The 15,804-nt window shown below is 73.2% G+C and carries 14 protein-coding genes; 4 read left to right on the forward strand and 10 right to left on the reverse strand.

What is annotated here, in order from left to right:
* Window positions 1-76 precede the first annotated feature (76 nt).
* From AB0D44_RS23075 to AB0D44_RS23090, 4 genes are all read right to left on the reverse strand, one after another.
* Window positions 77-1,780: a DUF885 domain-containing protein gene (locus AB0D44_RS23075; RefSeq protein ID WP_362594141.1), complete on the reverse strand. Its 1,704-nt coding sequence runs from the start codon at window positions 1,778-1,780 to the stop codon at window positions 77-79.
* A gap of 266 nt (window positions 1,781-2,046) precedes the next feature.
* Window positions 2,047-3,483 (reverse strand): GNAT family N-acetyltransferase, encoded by a 1,437-nt coding sequence (locus AB0D44_RS23080; protein WP_362594144.1) that lies wholly within the window; start codon window positions 3,481-3,483, stop codon window positions 2,047-2,049.
* A gap of 116 nt (window positions 3,484-3,599) precedes the next feature.
* Entirely contained in the window at window positions 3,600-5,213 is a 1,614-nt protein-coding gene (locus tag AB0D44_RS23085) for an alkaline phosphatase D family protein (RefSeq protein WP_362594147.1), read from the reverse strand.
* A gap of 105 nt (window positions 5,214-5,318) precedes the next feature.
* Window positions 5,319-6,173 (reverse strand): alpha/beta fold hydrolase, encoded by an 855-nt coding sequence (locus AB0D44_RS23090; protein WP_362594150.1) that lies wholly within the window; start codon window positions 6,171-6,173, stop codon window positions 5,319-5,321.
* A gap of 302 nt (window positions 6,174-6,475) precedes the next feature.
* Here AB0D44_RS23090 and AB0D44_RS23095 point away from each other — a divergent pair, with 302 nt between their 5' ends.
* Complete coding sequence (locus AB0D44_RS23095; protein ID WP_362594153.1) at window positions 6,476-7,276, forward strand: GntR family transcriptional regulator; 801 nt, start codon at window positions 6,476-6,478, stop codon at window positions 7,274-7,276.
* A gap of 187 nt (window positions 7,277-7,463) precedes the next feature.
* Here AB0D44_RS23095 and AB0D44_RS23100 read toward each other — a convergent pair whose 3' ends face one another.
* From AB0D44_RS23100 to AB0D44_RS23110, 3 genes are all read right to left on the reverse strand, one after another.
* The gene (locus tag AB0D44_RS23100) at window positions 7,464-8,621 is read right to left on the reverse strand and encodes an ROK family transcriptional regulator (protein WP_362594156.1); all 1,158 of its coding nucleotides are present in this window, start codon (window positions 8,619-8,621) and stop codon (window positions 7,464-7,466) included.
* Window positions 8,622-8,721: 100 nt separating this feature from the next.
* Entirely contained in the window at window positions 8,722-9,372 is a 651-nt protein-coding gene (locus tag AB0D44_RS23105) for a response regulator transcription factor (protein ID WP_362594159.1), read from the reverse strand.
* 4 nt (window positions 9,373-9,376) lie between these two features.
* Entirely contained in the window at window positions 9,377-10,555 is a 1,179-nt protein-coding gene (locus AB0D44_RS23110) for a histidine kinase (RefSeq protein WP_362594162.1), read from the reverse strand.
* Between the two features lie 108 nt (window positions 10,556-10,663).
* Here AB0D44_RS23110 and AB0D44_RS23115 point away from each other — a divergent pair, with 108 nt between their 5' ends.
* From AB0D44_RS23115 to AB0D44_RS23125, 3 genes are read left to right on the forward strand one after another with little or no spacing between them, the layout of a single operon-like run.
* The gene (locus AB0D44_RS23115; protein WP_362594165.1) at window positions 10,664-11,575 is read left to right on the forward strand and encodes an ATP-binding cassette domain-containing protein; all 912 of its coding nucleotides are present in this window, start codon (window positions 10,664-10,666) and stop codon (window positions 11,573-11,575) included.
* A gap of 27 nt (window positions 11,576-11,602) precedes the next feature.
* On the forward strand, window positions 11,603-12,352 hold the full coding sequence (locus AB0D44_RS23120; protein WP_362594168.1) for an ABC transporter permease subunit: 750 nt from the start codon (window positions 11,603-11,605) through the stop codon (window positions 12,350-12,352).
* A gap of 40 nt (window positions 12,353-12,392) precedes the next feature.
* Window positions 12,393-12,830 carry a hypothetical protein gene (locus tag AB0D44_RS23125; protein ID WP_362594171.1) on the forward strand — a complete coding sequence of 146 codons (438 nt, stop codon included), beginning with the start codon at window positions 12,393-12,395 and terminating at the stop codon, window positions 12,828-12,830.
* 101 nt (window positions 12,831-12,931) lie between these two features.
* Here AB0D44_RS23125 and mug read toward each other — a convergent pair whose 3' ends face one another.
* The 3 genes from mug to AB0D44_RS23140 form a co-directional block, all read right to left on the reverse strand.
* The gene (mug, locus tag AB0D44_RS23130) at window positions 12,932-13,501 is read right to left on the reverse strand and encodes a G/U mismatch-specific DNA glycosylase (RefSeq protein ID WP_362594267.1); all 570 of its coding nucleotides are present in this window, start codon (window positions 13,499-13,501) and stop codon (window positions 12,932-12,934) included.
* Window positions 13,498-14,931, reverse strand: a complete 1,434-nt coding sequence (purB, locus tag AB0D44_RS23135; RefSeq protein ID WP_362594174.1) for an adenylosuccinate lyase — start codon at window positions 14,929-14,931, stop codon at window positions 13,498-13,500. The genes mug and purB overlap by 4 nt, the downstream gene beginning before the upstream one ends.
* A 71-nt stretch (window positions 14,932-15,002) precedes the next feature.
* The gene (locus AB0D44_RS23140; RefSeq protein WP_362594177.1) at window positions 15,003-15,794 is read right to left on the reverse strand and encodes an SGNH/GDSL hydrolase family protein; all 792 of its coding nucleotides are present in this window, start codon (window positions 15,792-15,794) and stop codon (window positions 15,003-15,005) included.
* Window positions 15,795-15,804 lie beyond the last annotated feature (10 nt).

The raw sequence follows: 15,804 nt of genomic DNA on the forward strand, positions 1-15,804 counted from the left end.
GGCGGCGGCGCACCCGCCCCCCCGCCCCGCGAAGGGCCGCACCCCCGGGGGTGCGGCCCTTCGCGGCGTGCCGGGATCAGAGCTTCGAGAGCTCGTCCACCAGGTCGTCCAGCCCCAGCGAACCCTGCGACAGGGCCGCCATGTGCCAGGCCTTCAGGTCGAAGGAGTCACCGTGCGCGGCCCGGGCGTTGTCCCGGCCCAGCAGCCAGGCACGCTCGCCGAGCTTGTAGCCGATCGCCTGACCGGGCATCGACAGGTACCGGGTCAGCTCGCTCTCGACGAAGTCCGCGGGCCGGCCGCTGTGCAGGCCGAAGAACTCCTGCGCGAGGTCGGGGGTCCAGGTCTCGCCCGGGCGGAACGGCGAGTCCGCCGGGATCCGCAGGCCCAGGTGCATGCCGATGTCCACGATGACCCGCGCCGCGCGCATCATCTGGCAGTCCAGGTAGCCCAGGCGCTGCTCCGCGTCCTTGAGGTAGCCCAGCTCGTCCATCAGGCGCTCCGCGTACAGCGCCCAGCCCTCGGCGTTGGCGCTGACCATGCCGACCGTGGCCTGGTAGCGCGAGAGCTGGTCCGCGACGTGGGTCCACTGCGCGAGCTGGAGGTGGTGGCCCGGCACGCCCTCGTGGTACCAGGTGGAGACCAGGTCGTACACCGGGAACCGGGTCTGGCCCATGGTGGGCAGCCAGGTGCGGCCCGGACGGGAGAAGTCCTCCGAGGGGGCGGTGTAGTAGGGGGCCGCGGCGCCGCCGGGCGGGGCGATGCGGGACTCCACCTTGCGTACGCGCTCGGCGAGTTCGAAGTGCGTGCCGTCGAGGTTCTCGATGGCCTCGTCCATGATGCCCTGCAGCCAGGCCCGGACCTCGTCCACGCCCTCGATGTGGGTGCCGTGCTCGTCGAGGTGGCGCAGCGCGTCCCAGGGACCGGCGCCGGGCAGGATCTTGGCCGCCTCGGTCTTCATCTCGGCCAGCAGCCGGTGGTACTCGGACCAGCCGTAGGCGTACGCCTCGTCCAGGTCCAGGTCCGTGCCGTTGAAGTAGCGCGACCAGCGCTTGTACCGCTCGCGGCCGACGGTGTCCGGCCTGCCCTCGACGGCCGGTGCGTACACCGACTCCATCCAGTCGCGCAGTTCGGCGACGGACGCGGTCGCGGCGGCCGCCGCCGCGTCCAGCTCGGCGCGCAAGGCGTCCGGGCCCGCGGAGGCGAAGTCCTCGAAGAAGGCGGGCTCGTCGCCGTCCTGGCCGGCCCAGGCGGCGAGCTGGCCGATCATGGTGGCGGTGGGGCGCGGACCGCCGTACAGGCCGCGCTCCAGACCGAGGGCGAGGCTCTCGCGGTAGCCGGCGAGCGCGGCCGGTACGGCGCGCAGCCGCTCGGCGATCGCCGCCCAGTCCTCGTCGGTGTCGGCGGGGGTCAGCGTGAAGACCTCGCGGACGGCGTGCACGGGGCTGTGGATGTTGCTGACCGCGCACAGGTCCTCGTCGGCCTCGTGGACGGCGAGTTCGGCCGTGAGGCGCTCGCGCAGCAGGCGGGCGCAGCGGCGCTCGGCGTCGCTGTCGGCGCCGGGCCGCTGCTCTGCGGCGTCGAGGCGGGCGAGGGTGGTCCGGGCGAGTGCGGCGACGGCGGCGCGGCCGGCCGGGGAGAAGTCCGGGAGCTTGCCGGAGCTGGCGGCGACACCGAGGTAGGTCCCGGTGATCGGGTCGAGGGCGATCAGGTCGTCGACGTACGCGTCGGCCACCTGGCGGGGCAGCCTGGTGTCGCTGCCGTGGTGGAGGGTCTCTGACATGGGGACATCTTCGTACGCGAGACGCGGTCGCGTCATCACCGTTTGGCGCGGACCTGCTGACGTAAGCGGGCCTGCTGGCGCATGCGGGCCCGCTGGCGTGCGCGGATCTGCTGGTGTGCGCGGGCCCGCTGGCGTACGAGCACCTGCTGGCGTGCGCGGCCCGGTCTGCGGGCCGGGGCGGCGTCGTGCGGCCCCGGCCCGCCCCGCCGGTGACGGAGAGGGGGCCGGGGGTGCCGCCCGGGGGCGGCCCGGTCGTGGCCGGAGTGTCAGCGCCGGTGGTGGGGGATCTGGCCCTGCTGCTCGCGCGGGAGCTCGTACGGGAGCTCGTACGGGAGCTGCGGGACGACCGCGGCGGCGTCCAGCCGGGCGGTGATCACCAGGGTGCCCTCCTCGATTTGGTAGTCCAGGGGCAGGCCCAGGCCGCGCATGGCGGCGACCATGCCGGTGTTGGAGGCGCGGGTGACGGCGTACACGCTGTCGCAGCCGGCCTCGACGGCCATGGAGATGAGCCGGCGCAGCAGTTCGGAGCCGATGCCGCGTCGCTGCCAGTCGTCCTCGATCAGCAGGGCGACCTCGGTCTCGTCCCCGTCCCACAGCAGGTGGCCGAGGGCGACGAGCTTGCCGGACGCGGTGGTCGCGGCGAGGGTGCGGCCGAAGCGGGGGCTCAGCAGGTGGCCGAGGTAGGCGTCGGCGTCGGCGACCGGGCCGTGGTAGCGCAGGCCGAGCGTGCGTTCGGAGCAGCGGTCGTGCATGGCGCGGGCCGCCGCCTGGTCGGAACCGTCGGCGCGGCGCACGGTGATCTCGTTGCCCTCAGGCAGGGTCAGCACGTCCTGGCTGCGGGGCACGCGGGGGCCGAGGCGGGCGTCGAGCTCGACGAGGGCGCGGGCGCGGGCGAACTCGGTCGGGGTGAACGGCAGGTAGGGCCGCTCCACGGTGATCGCGCCGCCGGACGGGTCGCGCAGCCGCATGACCGTGGCTTCCAGGACACCCTCGACCGGGGCGTCGGCGCCGGAGTTGGGGCGGCCGGAGAGGGTGGTCGCCGGGATGGAGTGGATCGTGCAGCGGCCCAGGAGCTGGCGCAGTGCCAGGGGGAGTTCGGCGGCGTCCAGGGCGGTCCGGGTGGCCAGGCCCAGGACCCGGGTCGGGGTGTCCACCAGGTCGTGGGCGTCGGCGCGCTCGATCCAGGTGCTGTGGCCGCCGGCCCGGGCGATGGCGCGGGTGAGATCGGTGGAGGGCAGCCGGTGCGGGGCGCGCAGCAGGAACTCGTCGACGGTGCCGCCCTCGGGGAGCGGGTGCGTCTGCAGGGTGAGGATGTCCACGCCGCTGCGGGCGAGGGCGGTGCAGAGCGCGGCCAGGGAGCCGGGCTCGTCACGGACGGTGGTGCGCATCCGCCACAGGGCGGAGGCGGCCGCCTCCGCGTCGGGGGTGGCGGGCCCGGACGGGCTCGGATCGCCGGGCGCTGTGCCGTCTGGCGGCGGCGCATGGCTGTGTCGCCGCGCCCACCAGGTGTGGAAGGCCGCGGTCACCAGCAGTGCGACGGCCGAGGCGACCAGCAGGATCGGGCCCCTCGGGCCGTGCACGACCAGATTGGCGATGGCGTCGGCGACCGCGACGGCGCAGAAGAGCGCGGCGAGTTCGACGACGTCGCGGCGCCAGTGGTGGCGGTGGAGACGGTGGGCAGAGGCAACACTACGGTCAGTCATGCAGACCACTGTGGCGCAAGGGTGTTGCGTGATCACGAACGGTCTGTGACCGACTGGTTAAGTGTCCATCTGGTTGATTTCACATGGTTTTCCCGGTTAGTGGGCACGGTTCGTGCTTATTGGCCCACGTGGCCGGGCTGGAGCGTCCTGCTGAACAGGACGCCGCCGCCCTCGCGCCGCAGCCGGACGGTGAGTTCCCCGCTGCCACCGTCGATGTCGACTTCGCCGTAGTACGGAGGGTTCTCCGACGGGGACATGTTGGCGAGCGGAGCCGACTGGACGAAGGCCGTCTGCGGGCCGAAGGTGGCGTCGAGCCGCCCGGCCGGGAAACCGCCGGCCCCGATCGGGCCGGAGACGAACTCCCAGAACGGCGCGAAGTCGGTGAAGGCCGCCCGCTCGGGCGCGTAGTGGTTCGCGGCCGTGTAATGGACGTCGGCGGTGAGCCACAGGGTGCCGGTGATGCGCTGGTGCTTGATGTGGCGCAGGAGTTCGGCGATCTGGAGCTCACGGCCCAGCGGGGCTCCGGGGTCGCCCTGGGCCACGGCCTCGAAGTCAGCCGCGCCGTCGGGGACGACGATGCCCAGCGGCATGTCCGCGGCGATGACCTTCCACGTGGCGCGGGACCGCGACAGCTCGCGCTTGACCCACGCCAGCTGCTCGGGGCCGAGGATGCCGATGGGGTCCTCGGTCTGGGTGCCGGGGGTGTTGGCGCCCCGGTAGGTGCGCATGTCGAGCACGAAGACGTCGAGCAGCGGGCCGTAGCGCATCACGCGGTACATCCGGCCCTCGGCGCGGCCGCCGCGCAGGTCGGTGACGGGGAAGTACTCGCCGAAGGCCTGACGGGCCCGGGCGACGAGGACGTCGGCCTCCCTGACGGTGTAGCGGGGATCCTCGATCAGCTGGCCCGGGTACCAGTTGTTGCGCACCTCGTGGTCGTCCCACTGGGCCAGGACCGGGACCTGGGCGTTGAAGGCGCGCAGGTTGCGATCGAGCAGGTTGTAGCGGAAGTTCCCGCGGAACTCGGCGAGGGTCTCGGCGACCTTCGACTTCTCCTCGGTGGTGACGTTGCGCCACACGCTGCCGTCGCGCAGGGGGACGGCGGGCTGGATCGGCCCGTCGGCGTAGATCGTGTCCCCGCTGAAGAGGAAGAAATCGGGGTCGCGCAGCCGCATCTCCTCGAAGACGCGGTACCCCCCGAGGTCGGGGTTGATGCCCCAGCCCTGGCCCGCCAGGTCACCCGACCACAGGAAGCGCACGTCGTGGCGGCGGGAGACGGGGGTGGTGCGGAACGTGCCGCAGACCGGCTCGCCCGTGCGGCGCGGGTCGTCGGGGTCGGCCAGCACCACCCGGTAGTGGATCTGCCGGCCGGGCGGCAGGTCGCGCAGGACGGTGGTGCCGGTGAAATCACCGGACGGGCCGAGCAGCGGCCCGCGGTGGCGGCGTACGGCGTAGCGGAACGCCTTGCTCGGGGAGGTGTCGACATACATCCGTGCGGGGCGGTCGGAGCGGGTCCAGACTGTGGCCGAGTGGGCGGTGATCTCGCCGGACTGCACGCCCCACCGTGCCTGCGGGCGCCCCGATCGGGCGAAGGCGGGGGCGGCGAGCGCGGGGGCGGCGAGGGCAGGGGCGGCGAGCGCAGGGGAAGCGAGGGCAGGGGCGGCGAGCAGCGCGGAGGACAGGGCGAGGGAACCGCCGAGCAGGGTGCGTCGGGTGTGCGGGTTCGATGCCATCGGTGGGTCTCCAGGGCCGGCGGGATCGGGCCGGACCAGCGTGCCGCCACACCCCGGCCCGGCCGCGACCGCCACGCGAACCCGGGATGAACAGCCGTCAGCAGCTCACGCGCGCAGAGGCGTCGCCGCGCTGCGGGCCGTGTCCAGGACCACCCGGGCGACCAGGGCGGGATCGTCGCTCATCGGTACGTGGCCGCAGCCGGGGAGCCGCACCAGCCGGGCGCCGGGGACGGTGTGCTTGGCGCGCACGCCCTGGCGGCGCAGGAGCAGCCGGTCGCGGGTGCCCCAGGCGATGGTGACCGGCAGACCGGGCACGTCGTCGGTGAACCGTACCGAACCGCCCGCGGCCAGGGTCTTCTCGAACCCGGTGGCATGGCGCAGGGCGAGGGTCTCGGCGACCACGGCGTCCGGCGAACGGCGGGCCGGGCGGGCGTAGATGGTGCCGGTGAGCGCGGCGCGGCCGGCGGCGGCGTGCGCGAGGCGCTCCAGTGCGGGGCGGGGCAGCGCCCGTGCGCCGGCGCGCATCGCGAGGAGGGTGGCGAAGGCGTAGCGGCGCTCGCCCTCGGTCCAGAACCCGGCGGGGGAGAGCGCGGTGACCGACCGGGCCAGGCCGATCCGGCCCATTTCGAGCGCGAGCAGGCCGCCGAGCGAGTTGCCCGCGACGTGCGGGCGCTCGACGCCGAGCGCGGCGCAGAGCGCCCCGAGGGCGGGGGCGACGGTGTTCAGGTCGTACGGGACCCCCTCGGGCAGCGGCTCCGAGACGCCGAAGCCGGGCAGGTCGACGGCGATCACGTCGTGCTCGGCGGCCAGGATGTCGGTCACCGGGTGCCAGGCCTGGAGGTGGTGGCCGATGCCGTGCAGGAGGAGGAGCGGTTCGCCCGCGCCCTTGCGTTCATAGGCGGCGGTGGCAGTGCGCGGGCCCAGCGGCGAATCGATGGTGAACGAGACCGTGGCGGTCATGCTGCTCCTCGTCGGGTGGGGTGGACGCGTACGAGACGGGCTGTCAGTAGTAGCCACCGCCATGATTACCGTCCGGTAGCCCTTGACTACAAGCCTTTGGGGCTATCCGGCTGCACGAGAACATCCCGTGAACGGCTTGATACCCGTGCCCGATCTGCCCGGCACAGGCCCGAGCATTGGTCTTGACCAAGGGGGTGCACCGTCCTATCGTCGCAGGGATAGTGCAGGAACCTTTAATAAACAAGGGCGCGGAACTGCCGCTGGAACACACGGCGAGTGCAGCGATGGCAGGAGGATTCAGGGTGGGGACCACGCAGCTCGAAACGGTGCCGGAGCCGAAGTACTGGCACCTCAAGACCGTCCTCAGCGAGGCGCTCGACCAGGACTTCGCCGTGGGCGAGGTACTGCCCAACGAGCGTGAACTCGCAGCCCGTTTCGGAGTGGCCCGCGCGACCCTGCGTCAGGCGCTGGAGCAGCTCGAGCTCGAAGGACGCCTGCAGCGCCGCCGCGGTGTCGGCACCACGGTCGCCCCGCCGCGCGTGGGTGTGGCCGTCGGCAGCACGCAGCAGGGCTGGCCCGGCGAGGGCGTCGACGGCTGGGAGCCGGTGGACGCGGGCGAGGGCCTGCCGTCGGCCGCGGTCCTCAAGCTGCTCGGTGCGGGCGGGGCCGCGGGTGCCGGGGCGGATGCGGGCTCGGCCTTCGCCGCCGACCAGCCCGTCCACACGGTCCGCCGCACCCGGGTCACCCAGGGCCAGGTCGTCGCCGCCGAACTCCTCTACGTCCCGGCCGCCTCCGTGCCCGGACTCACCGCCATCGAGGCGCCCAGCGGGCCCGCCCGCGCGCGTGCCGTCCTGCGCGAACTCCAGCGGCTGGTCCTGGAGGGTCAGGACCGCTCGGTGGAGCTCGGCTCCGCCCGGGCCGACGACGCCAAGGAACTGGACCGCCTGCCCGGCGCCCCCGTGCTCGTGGTCACCACGCGGTACTTCACCGCGGCGGGCACGGCCGCCGTCTCGGTGGCCACCTACCGCGCCGACACCTGCCGCCTGACCTTCGGCGACTCGGGCGACGTCGAGATCACCCACGAGCCGCGCGTCGCCTCCTGACACGGCCCGAGCCGCCATCCGTCCGTATCGGCCCGAACCCGCCCCGACGAAGACGCCCGCCGACGCCGGACCCTGTTCGGTCGGCGGGTCGGCGGGTCGGCGGGTCGGCGCGCCCGCGGGTTGGCGTAGGCGGGTTGGTGTAGGCGGGTCCGGTTGTCGGCCGTCGGGCATGACGGCCGACGGGCCGTCAGCGTCGGCGGGCGGTGACCGTCTTCTCCACGGCGAAGAGCTCTTCCTCGACGTGGTCGAGCGCGAGCCGCAGCGCCCCGGTGGCCACCGCGGCCTCGCCGAGCAGCGAGAGGGTCACCCGCGGCGGACGCAGGCAGTAGCGCGCCAGCTCCTGGCGCAGGGGGTCCAGTACCCCGTCCAGGCCGGCCGCCCAGCCGCCGACGACGACGAGCTCCGGATCCATCGCCAGGACCAGCGCCGCCACGTCGTGGACCAGCCGCTGGATGAACCGCTGTACGGCGGCCACCGCGCGCTCGTCGCCCCGCCGGGCCATCGCGAAGACCTCGGCGACGGCCGTTTCGTCCAGCGGGTGCAGCGGTTCGCCGGTCGTCGACAGCAGCTTCTCGGGAGTGACCTCCCGGCCCAGCAGGTGCAGGGCTCCGATCTCACCGGCGGCCCCGCCGAAGCCCCGGTGCAGCCGGCCGCCGATCAGCGAGCCCGCGCCCGGGCTGAGCCCCGCCATCACGAACACCATGTCGTCGGTGTCCCGCGCGGCCCCCTTCCAGTGCTCGGCGACCGCCGCAGCATTGGCGTCGTTCTCCACTTGCACCGGGCAGCGGAACGAGCGCCGCAGCCGGTCCCCGAGCGGAAGGCCGGTCCAGCCGGGCAGCGCGGTGCCGAGGCGGACCGTGCCGTCCGCCTCCACGATCCCGGGGCTGCCGACGCCGACCGCCCGCAGCGAGTCGCGCGGGACCCCGGCCCGGCGCAGCAGGTCCGCGACCGCCGCCCGTACCCGCTCCAGCCGTTCGTCGGCCGAAGCCGCCTCCGCGACCTCCTTGGTGCCGGCGCCGATGACCCGCCCGTCCAGCCCGGACAGCAGCACCGCGACCCGGTGCGAGCCGATCTCGATGCCGAGCAGGTGCCCCGCCTCGGCCCGGAACCGGAACCTTCGCGCGGGACGGCCCTGCCGCCGCGCGCCCTCTTCGGCCTCGGCCTCCACGACGAGCCCGGTCCCGATCAGCCCTTCGACGACTCCCTCGACGGTCGGCCGGGAGAGCCCGGTCACCCGGGTCAGATCGGTCAGGGTCGGCGATTCGGCCGCCCGCAGTGCGCGGAGCACCACGGCCGAGTTGATCCGCCGGAGCAGGGAGGGGTCCCCGCCGGTCAGCTGCCCCAACGTGTGTCCTCCCAGCCGGTGAGCCTGTCAGCCGGATGGTACTGCGCACCCCTCCCGGCAGCGAGAAGCGCCCCCCATCGGCCGGAACGTGCCCCTCCCTTCAGGCCGGGGCGACGAACCCCGATTCGTACGCCGTGATCACCGCCTGGGTCCGGTCCCGCGCCCCCAGCTTCGCCAGGATCGCACTGACGTGCGACTTGACCGTCTCCGCGCCGATGATCAGCTCGCGCGCGATCTCGACGTTGGTCAGCCCCCGCGCCATGAGCCGCAGCACCGACTCCTCCCGCTCGGTCAGGGCCGCCCGCTCCAGCACGGTCCGGGCCTGTCGGTTGCCGTACTCCGCGGCCAGCGCCCGCACCGCGGCCGGGAAGAGCAGCGTCTCGCCCTCCGCCACCAGCCGCACCGCGTGCACGATCTCCGCGGGCCGCGCCCGCTTGAGCAGGAACCCGTCCGCGCCCGCGCGCAGCGCCTGGTAGACGTACTCGTCGTTCTCGAAGGTCGTGACCACGAGGATCTTCGGTGGGCAATCCACCGTCCGCAGGACCGCCCGGGTCGCCTCGATCCCGTCGAGCAGCGGCATCCGCACGTCCATCGCCACCACCTGGGGCCGCAGCTGCCGTACGAGCGGAACGACCGAGGCGCCGTCGGCCGCCTCACCCACCACCTCGATGTCGGGCTGGGCTTCCAGGACGGCGCGCAGACCCGCGCGCACCAGGGGTTCGTCATCGACGAGCAGTACGGTAACCGGCATCCCGTCAGCGTATTCGCTCCAGCGGAAGCCGGGCGCGCACCCTCCAGTTGCCCTCGTACGGCCCGGTCTCGGCCTCCCCTCCCAGCAGTGCGGCGCGCTCCCGCATCCCGCGCAGTCCGCTGCCCCTCCCCGTCATCAGTGCGGGACCGTCCGGCAGGGGATTGAGCACCTCCAGGTCCAGCCGCCCGACCGCTGCCTCGATCCGGACCCGGACCGGCACCGGACCGCAGTGCCGCAGCACATTGGTCAGCGACTCCTGCAGGATCCGGTACCCCTCACGGGTGACCGGCCCGGGCAACGTCTCGAGCGGCCCCGACAGTTCGGCGTCCACCGCGGAGCCGGAAGCCCGCGCAGACTCCAGCAGCCGGTCCGCGTCGGCCAGCGTGGGCCGTTGCGAGGGCGGCTGCGCGGACTCCCGCAGCACCAGCAGCACCCGTTCCAGGTCGTCCATGGCCGCCCGGCCGGTCTCCTCGATCGCGCACAGCGCCCGCTCGGTGAACTCGGGGTTCCCCGCGGCCCGGGCCGCGCCCGCCTGGACGACCGCCACGGTCAGGGCGTGCCCGATGGAGTCGTGCAACTCCCTGGCGATCCGCGTCCGTTCCAGCAGCTGTTCGGTACGCGCCTCCAGGGCGCTGAGCCGCTCGGCGGCCGAAGGCCCCAGCAGCCCGGCGGCGATGGCCGTGACGGCCTCGCCGAGCAGGACCACCACGCACAGCAGCAGGACCACCGGCACCGGCACCAGGAGGATGGCCGCCCAGCGGGAGGGGATGACCGGCAGGAGCACGTCGTCCCCGGTGAGGGGCTGCCCCGCGCCCGTGAGAATGAGCTCCAGCGTCATGACCGGGAGCCACACGGTGGCCGTGATCACCACCGCCGCGAGCACCAGGCGTATCTCCAGCCACGCGACCGTCCGCCAGCGGTCCCCCCACCGCGCGGACGGAGCCGTGCCGATGGAAGGGTCGGGGCGGCCGCGCTCGTGCGGGGTCAGCAGGAACTGGGCCTGCAGGCCCTCCGCCAGCCGTACCCACGGAAGCAGCCCGAACGGCGCGACGATCAGGGCAGGCATCCATGGCCACGCCGGCTCTATGAACATCCAGATGGACACGATGAGGATGGGCACGAGCAGGTGCAGCCAGCGGGTGTACGTGACCCCGCGGAGGGGGGCACGGAGCAATCGGTACATGTCCTCATCCTGGCAGTCGACGGTCGGGCGACGTCTCCCCCGCGCGGGGGAGAGCGTCCCCCCGGGCGGGGGAGGGCAGGGGGCGGGGCCGGCGGCGAATCTTGAGGCATGAACACGATCCAGATCCGAGAACTCACCAAGGAGTACGGCACCCACCGTGCGGTGGACGGCCTCACCTTCGATGTCATGCCCGGGCGGGTGACGGGCTTCCTCGGCCCCAACGGCGCCGGGAAGTCCACCACGCTGCGCCTCCTGCTCGGCCTGGACCGGGCCACATCGGGCACGGCCACCATCGGCGGGCGGAGTTACCTCGACTTCCCCGACCCGCTGCACCGGGTCGGTGCGCTCCTGGATGCGCAGGCGGCCCACGGCGGCCGCACCGCCCGGGACCACCTCCGCTTCCTCGCCGCCGCCGGCCGTGTGCCGATGCGCCGGGTGGACGAGGTGCTGGAGCAGACCGGCCTGGCCTCCGTGGCCAAGCGGCGGATCAAGTCCTTCTCACTGGGCATGCGCCAGCGCCTGGGCATAGCCGCCGCATTGCTGGGCGACCCGGGCGTGCTCCTGCTGGACGAGCCGACCAACGGCCTCGACCCCGAGGGCATCATCTGGATCCGCGAGCTGATGCGTGCGTGCGCCGCCGAGGGACGCACCGTCCTCGTCTCCAGCCACCTGATGGCGGAAACCGCGGCGCTCGCCGACCACCTTGTCGTCCTCGGCAACGGCAAACTGCTGGCCGATACCTCGATGGAGGAGTTCATCGACGCCCGCAGCACCCAGAGGGTGCGCCTGCGCACCTCCGACCCGATCCGCCTGCGGGCCGCCCTGGCCCGGGACGGCTTCGAGCTGGTGACCGCGGACGACGGCCGATGGACCGTCGAAGGCCTGCGCGCGGAACAGCTCGGTGCCATGGCCGCCCGCGAGGGCATCCCCCTGCTGGAACTCTCCGACGAGCGCGCCTCGCTGGAGCAGGCATACCTCGATCTCACCGCCGACCACGCGCAGTTCACCGCTACCCGCTGACTTTCCCCACTTCAAGGAGGCACCGCCATGCGCGCCGCTCTGCCCACCGTCCCCTCCCTGCACTCGGAATGGATCAAGATACGGTCCCTGCGCGGCAGCTTCGGAGCGCTGATAGCGGTCTTCGCCGCCACCGCAGGCATCCAGATGCTGACGGCAGCGGCGATAGGCACGGCCGAGGCCGGCAGCATGGGACAGGACCCGCTCTTCGCGGCCTACTACGGACTCCTCTTCGGTCAGATCGCCGCCATGACCTTCGGCGCCGGCGCCTTGTCCGGCGAGTTCCGAAACGGTGCTCTGCGCACCTCGCTGGCCGCCGTGCCGAACCGCACCCGGTTCTACCTGTCGAAGATGGCGGTGGTGGGCGGACTGGCCCTGCTGGTGGGGGAGATCGCGGGGCTGGTCACCTTCGTCGGGGGACAGGCGTTCATGGGCCCCTACGCCCTCGCGCTCGGCGACCCGGGTACCTACCGCGCCATCGTCGGCAGCGGCCTCTACCTGGCGCTGATGGCCCTGTTCGCGGCCGGACTGGCCGCCGTACTGCGCAGCGCAGCGGCCGTGTTGAGCCTGCTCATACCCTTCGTCTTGATGGTCTCGTTCATCGTCGGCGAGGCATCGGGCGGCGTGGCCCAGTTCCTTCCGGACCGTGCCGGGCAGGTGGTGATGCACACGCAGGGGCAGGACGCTCTCGGTCCGTGGAGCGGCTTGGGTGTGATGGCGCTGTGGGCGGGCGCCGCGCTGTTCGCCGGCTGGCTGGCCGTGCGGCGGCGGGACGCGTGACGCCGGGCCAGTTGTCAGTGGGGGTCGGGATACTGACGGCATGACCACGGCAGAGCATCTCGACACGATCGACCGGCTCCGGGTGCGGGAGTTCCCCACCCAGCCGGTCTGGTCCGGCGGGCAGAGCAGCGGCCCGGGTTACCACCTCGTCCCGGTCGGACGGACCGCGGACTTCTGGGAGGACGGCGGTGCGGGCCGCACGGAAGCGGCCGACCAGATCGGCGCCGAATACGGGGCACTCACCCAGGCCCTGAGCGACCGGTGGGGAGAGCCGCAGGTCTTCGGCCTGGGATCGCTGAGGGACCGCGGGTTCGACGGCGAGGAGATACCGGAGCCGTGGGACGAGCTGAGCAACAGCACCGACCACGTGCACCTGTGGCGGGCCGGCGACCACTGGCTGGTGGTCTACGTCGCGCAGTGGGACGAGGGCGACCCCTACCTGCTGATGGCAGGGGTCACGGTCGTGGACCCGCCCTAGGTCTGTGTCCGGCGGATGTGCGACGCCGGGCGAGGACTCAGGCCTTCGGCTCCGGCTTCCAGCCCTGGGCGAGGAGGCCGAGCAGGACCTCGTCGAGGAACTCAGGAGACCCGGTGGACGGGCGCCTGGTCGCCGGGGGCTTCGGCGGCCGCGCGGAGGCGGGCGTACTCCTGCGCCATGGACTCGGCGGTCCAGTGGGCGTTGAGGCCGCTGGGGTTGGGCAGGGCCCAGATGCGGGTGGAGCCGATGGTCCGCTCCTGGGGGCCGATCCGGGCCTTCCGCTCGTCGAAGGCGGTGCGGTATGCGGTGACGCCGACCACGGCGAGCCACTGGGGGCGGAGCAGTTCCACCTTGGCCGTCAGGATGCGGCCGCCCTCGCGGAACTCCTCGGGGGTGAGCTCGTCCGCGCGGGCCGTGGCGCGGGCCACCACGTTCGTGATGCCGAGGCGGTAGGTCAGCAGTTCCTCCTGCTCCGCGGGGTCCAGGCGGCGGGGGGTGAAGCCGGACAGGTGCAGGACGGGCCAGAAGCGGTTGCCGGGACGGGCGAAGTGGTGGCCCGTCGCGGCCGAAAGGAGACCGGGGTTGATGCCGCAGAAGAGCACGCGCAGACCGCCCGCGACCACGTCCGGGACGACGCGGTCACGGGCGGCGTTCAGCTCGTCGGGGGTCAGAGGATCGACCCCGGCGCGTATCCGGCGGCCTCCGGGTGCTGCTTGGCGATCGCCTCGATGCGCGAGACCACCGCCGCGACCTGGTCACCCGCCGCGCCGGTGAAGGACAGCTTGTCGGCCATCAGGGCGTCGAGCTGGGCCCGGTCCAGCGGCATCCGCTCGTCGGCGGCCAGCTTGTCGAGCAGCTCGTTGCGCTCGGCGCCCTGCTCGCGCATGGCCAGCGCGGAGGCGACCGCGTGCTCCTTGATGACCTCGTGGGCGGCCTCGCGGCCGACCCCGGCCCGCACCGCGCCCATCAGGACCTTGGTGGTCGCGAGGAACGGCAGGTAGCGGTCCAGCTCACGGGCGACGACCGCCGGGAAGGCGCCGAACTCGTCCAGGACCGTCAGGAAGGTCTCCAGCAGGCCGTCGAAGGCGAAGAACGCGTCCGGCAGGGCCACGCGGCGGACCACGGAGCAGGAGACGTCGCCCTCGTTCCACTGGTCGCCTGCGAGTTCGCCGGTCATCGAGGCGTAGCCGCGCAGGATGACCATGAGGCCGTTCACACGCTCGCAGGAGCGGGTGTTCATCTTGTGCGGCATCGCGGACGAGCCGACCTGGCCCGGCTTGAAGCCCTCGGTGACCAGCTCGTGGCCGGCCATCAGGCGGATCGTCTTGGCGATCGACGACGGAGCGGCGGCCAGCTGCACCAGGGCGGTGACCACGTCGTAGTCGAGCGAGCGCGGGTAGACCTGGCCGACCGAGGTGAAGGCCTGGGCGAAGCCGAGGTGCGCGGCGATCCGCTGCTCGAGGTCGGCGAGCTTGGCCGCGTCGCCGCCGAGCAGATCGAGCATGTCCTGGGCGGTGCCCACCGGGCCCTTGATCCCGCGCAGCGGGTAGCGCTCCAGGAGGTTCTCCAGGCGGTCGTAGGCGACCAGCAGCTCGTCGGCGGCCGTCGCGAAGCGCTTGCCCAGGGTGGTCGCCTGCGCGGCGACGTTGTGGGAGCGGCCGGCCATGACCAGTTCGGCGTGCTCGCCGGCCAGCTTGCCCAGGCGCGCCAGGACGGCGACCGTACGGTCGCGGGCCAGTTCCAACGACAGCCGGATCTGGAGCTGCTCGACGTTCTCGGTGAGGTCGCGGGAGGTCATGCCCTTGTGCACGTGCTCGTGACCGGCGAGGGCGTTGAACTCCTCGATGCGTGCCTTCACGTCGTGCCGGGTGACCTTCTCGCGCTCGGCGATGGAGGCGAGGTCGACCGTCTCCAGGACGCGCTCGTAGTCGGCGAGGGCCGCGTCGGGGACCTCGATGCCGAGGTCCTTCTGGGCGCGCAGCACGGCGAGCCACAGCCGCCGCTCCAGCGTCACCTTGTACTCGGGGGACCACAGGACGGCGAGCTCCGCAGAGGCGTAGCGGCCGGCCAGGACATTGGGGATGCGGGGCTTGGCAGTCACGTAGAGGGATTCTACTTGGGCCGCCGCTGTGTGTTTACGCAGGTAAGGACCCCGGCCCGGATTGTGCCTTGCTACGAGGGACGATCCTGCGCCACGGGCTCGTACGCGAGCAGTTCCGGGCGCTTGGCGGGACGGCCGTCCCCGGAGGAGCGGCCCGTCAGACGGCGGCCGACCCACGGCAGCAGGTGCTGCCGGGCGAAGCTCAGGTCCTGGGAGCGGCGCACCGCCCAGCCGGGGGGCGCCGAGGCGGGCAGTTCGGCGCGCCAGTCCTGCTCCGCGGGCAGGCCCAGGGCCTGCCAGACGGCCTCCGCCACCCGGCGGTGGCCCTCGGCCGTCAGGTGCAGCCGGTCGACGTCCCACATGCGGGGGTCGCCGAGCGCGGGCGCCCCGTACAGGTCGACCACCAGGGCGCCGTGCCGTGCGGCGAGCTCCTCGATGATGGCGAAGAGCTCCTCCATGCGCGGGCGGAAGCGCTCCATGACCGGCCCGTTGCGCCCCGGGGAGCGCATGAGGACGAGATGCTTGCAGGAGGGGGCGAGCATCGCCACGGCCGCCTCCAGGTGGCCCCGGACCCGGCCCATGTCCACTTTGGGGCGCAGGGTGTCGTTCAGCCCGCCCACCAGCGTGACCACGTCGGCGCCCATGGCGGCGGCGACCGGGGCCTGCTCCTCGGCGATCTGCCCGATCAGTTTGCCGCGGACCGCGAGGTTCGCGTAGCGGAAGTCCGCCTGGCGCGCCGCGAGGCGGGCTGCCAGCAGGTCGGCCCAGCCCCGGTAGGAGCCGTCCGGGAGCAGGTCGGACATGCCCTCGGTGAAGGAGTCGCCGACCGCGACGAAACTGGTGTACGAGGCATTCATCTCCATGGCGGAGTGA

It is taken from the genome of Streptomyces sp. NPDC048349 (assembly GCF_040651925.1).
Taxonomy (GTDB): domain Bacteria; phylum Actinomycetota; class Actinomycetes; order Streptomycetales; family Streptomycetaceae; genus Streptomyces.

Bases quoted from the DNA above. Each gene is read 5' to 3' on its own strand.
- AB0D44_RS23125 (WP_362594171.1), top strand. From the start codon at position 12,393: ATGACCACGGCAGAGCATCTCGACACGATCGACCGGCTCCGGGTGCGG.
- AB0D44_RS23120 (WP_362594168.1), top strand. From the start codon at position 11,603: ATGCGCGCCGCTCTGCCCACCGTCCCCTCCCTGCACTCGGAATGGATC.
- AB0D44_RS23115 (WP_362594165.1), top strand. From the start codon at position 10,664: ATGAACACGATCCAGATCCGAGAACTCACCAAGGAGTACGGCACCCAC.
- AB0D44_RS23105 (WP_362594159.1), bottom strand. From the start codon at position 9,372: ATGCCGGTTACCGTACTGCTCGTCGATGACGAACCCCTGGTGCGCGCG.
- AB0D44_RS23085 (WP_362594147.1), bottom strand. From the start codon at position 5,213: ATGGCATCGAACCCGCACACCCGACGCACCCTGCTCGGCGGTTCCCTC.
- AB0D44_RS23090 (WP_362594150.1), bottom strand. From the start codon at position 6,173: ATGACCGCCACGGTCTCGTTCACCATCGATTCGCCGCTGGGCCCGCGC.
- AB0D44_RS23075 (WP_362594141.1), bottom strand. From the start codon at position 1,780: ATGTCAGAGACCCTCCACCACGGCAGCGACACCAGGCTGCCCCGCCAG.
- AB0D44_RS23140 (WP_362594177.1), bottom strand. From the start codon at position 15,794: ATGGAGATGAATGCCTCGTACACCAGTTTCGTCGCGGTCGGCGACTCC.
- AB0D44_RS23110 (WP_362594162.1), bottom strand. From the start codon at position 10,555: ATGTACCGATTGCTCCGTGCCCCCCTCCGCGGGGTCACGTACACCCGC.
- AB0D44_RS23080 (WP_362594144.1), bottom strand. From the start codon at position 3,483: ATGACTGACCGTAGTGTTGCCTCTGCCCACCGTCTCCACCGCCACCAC.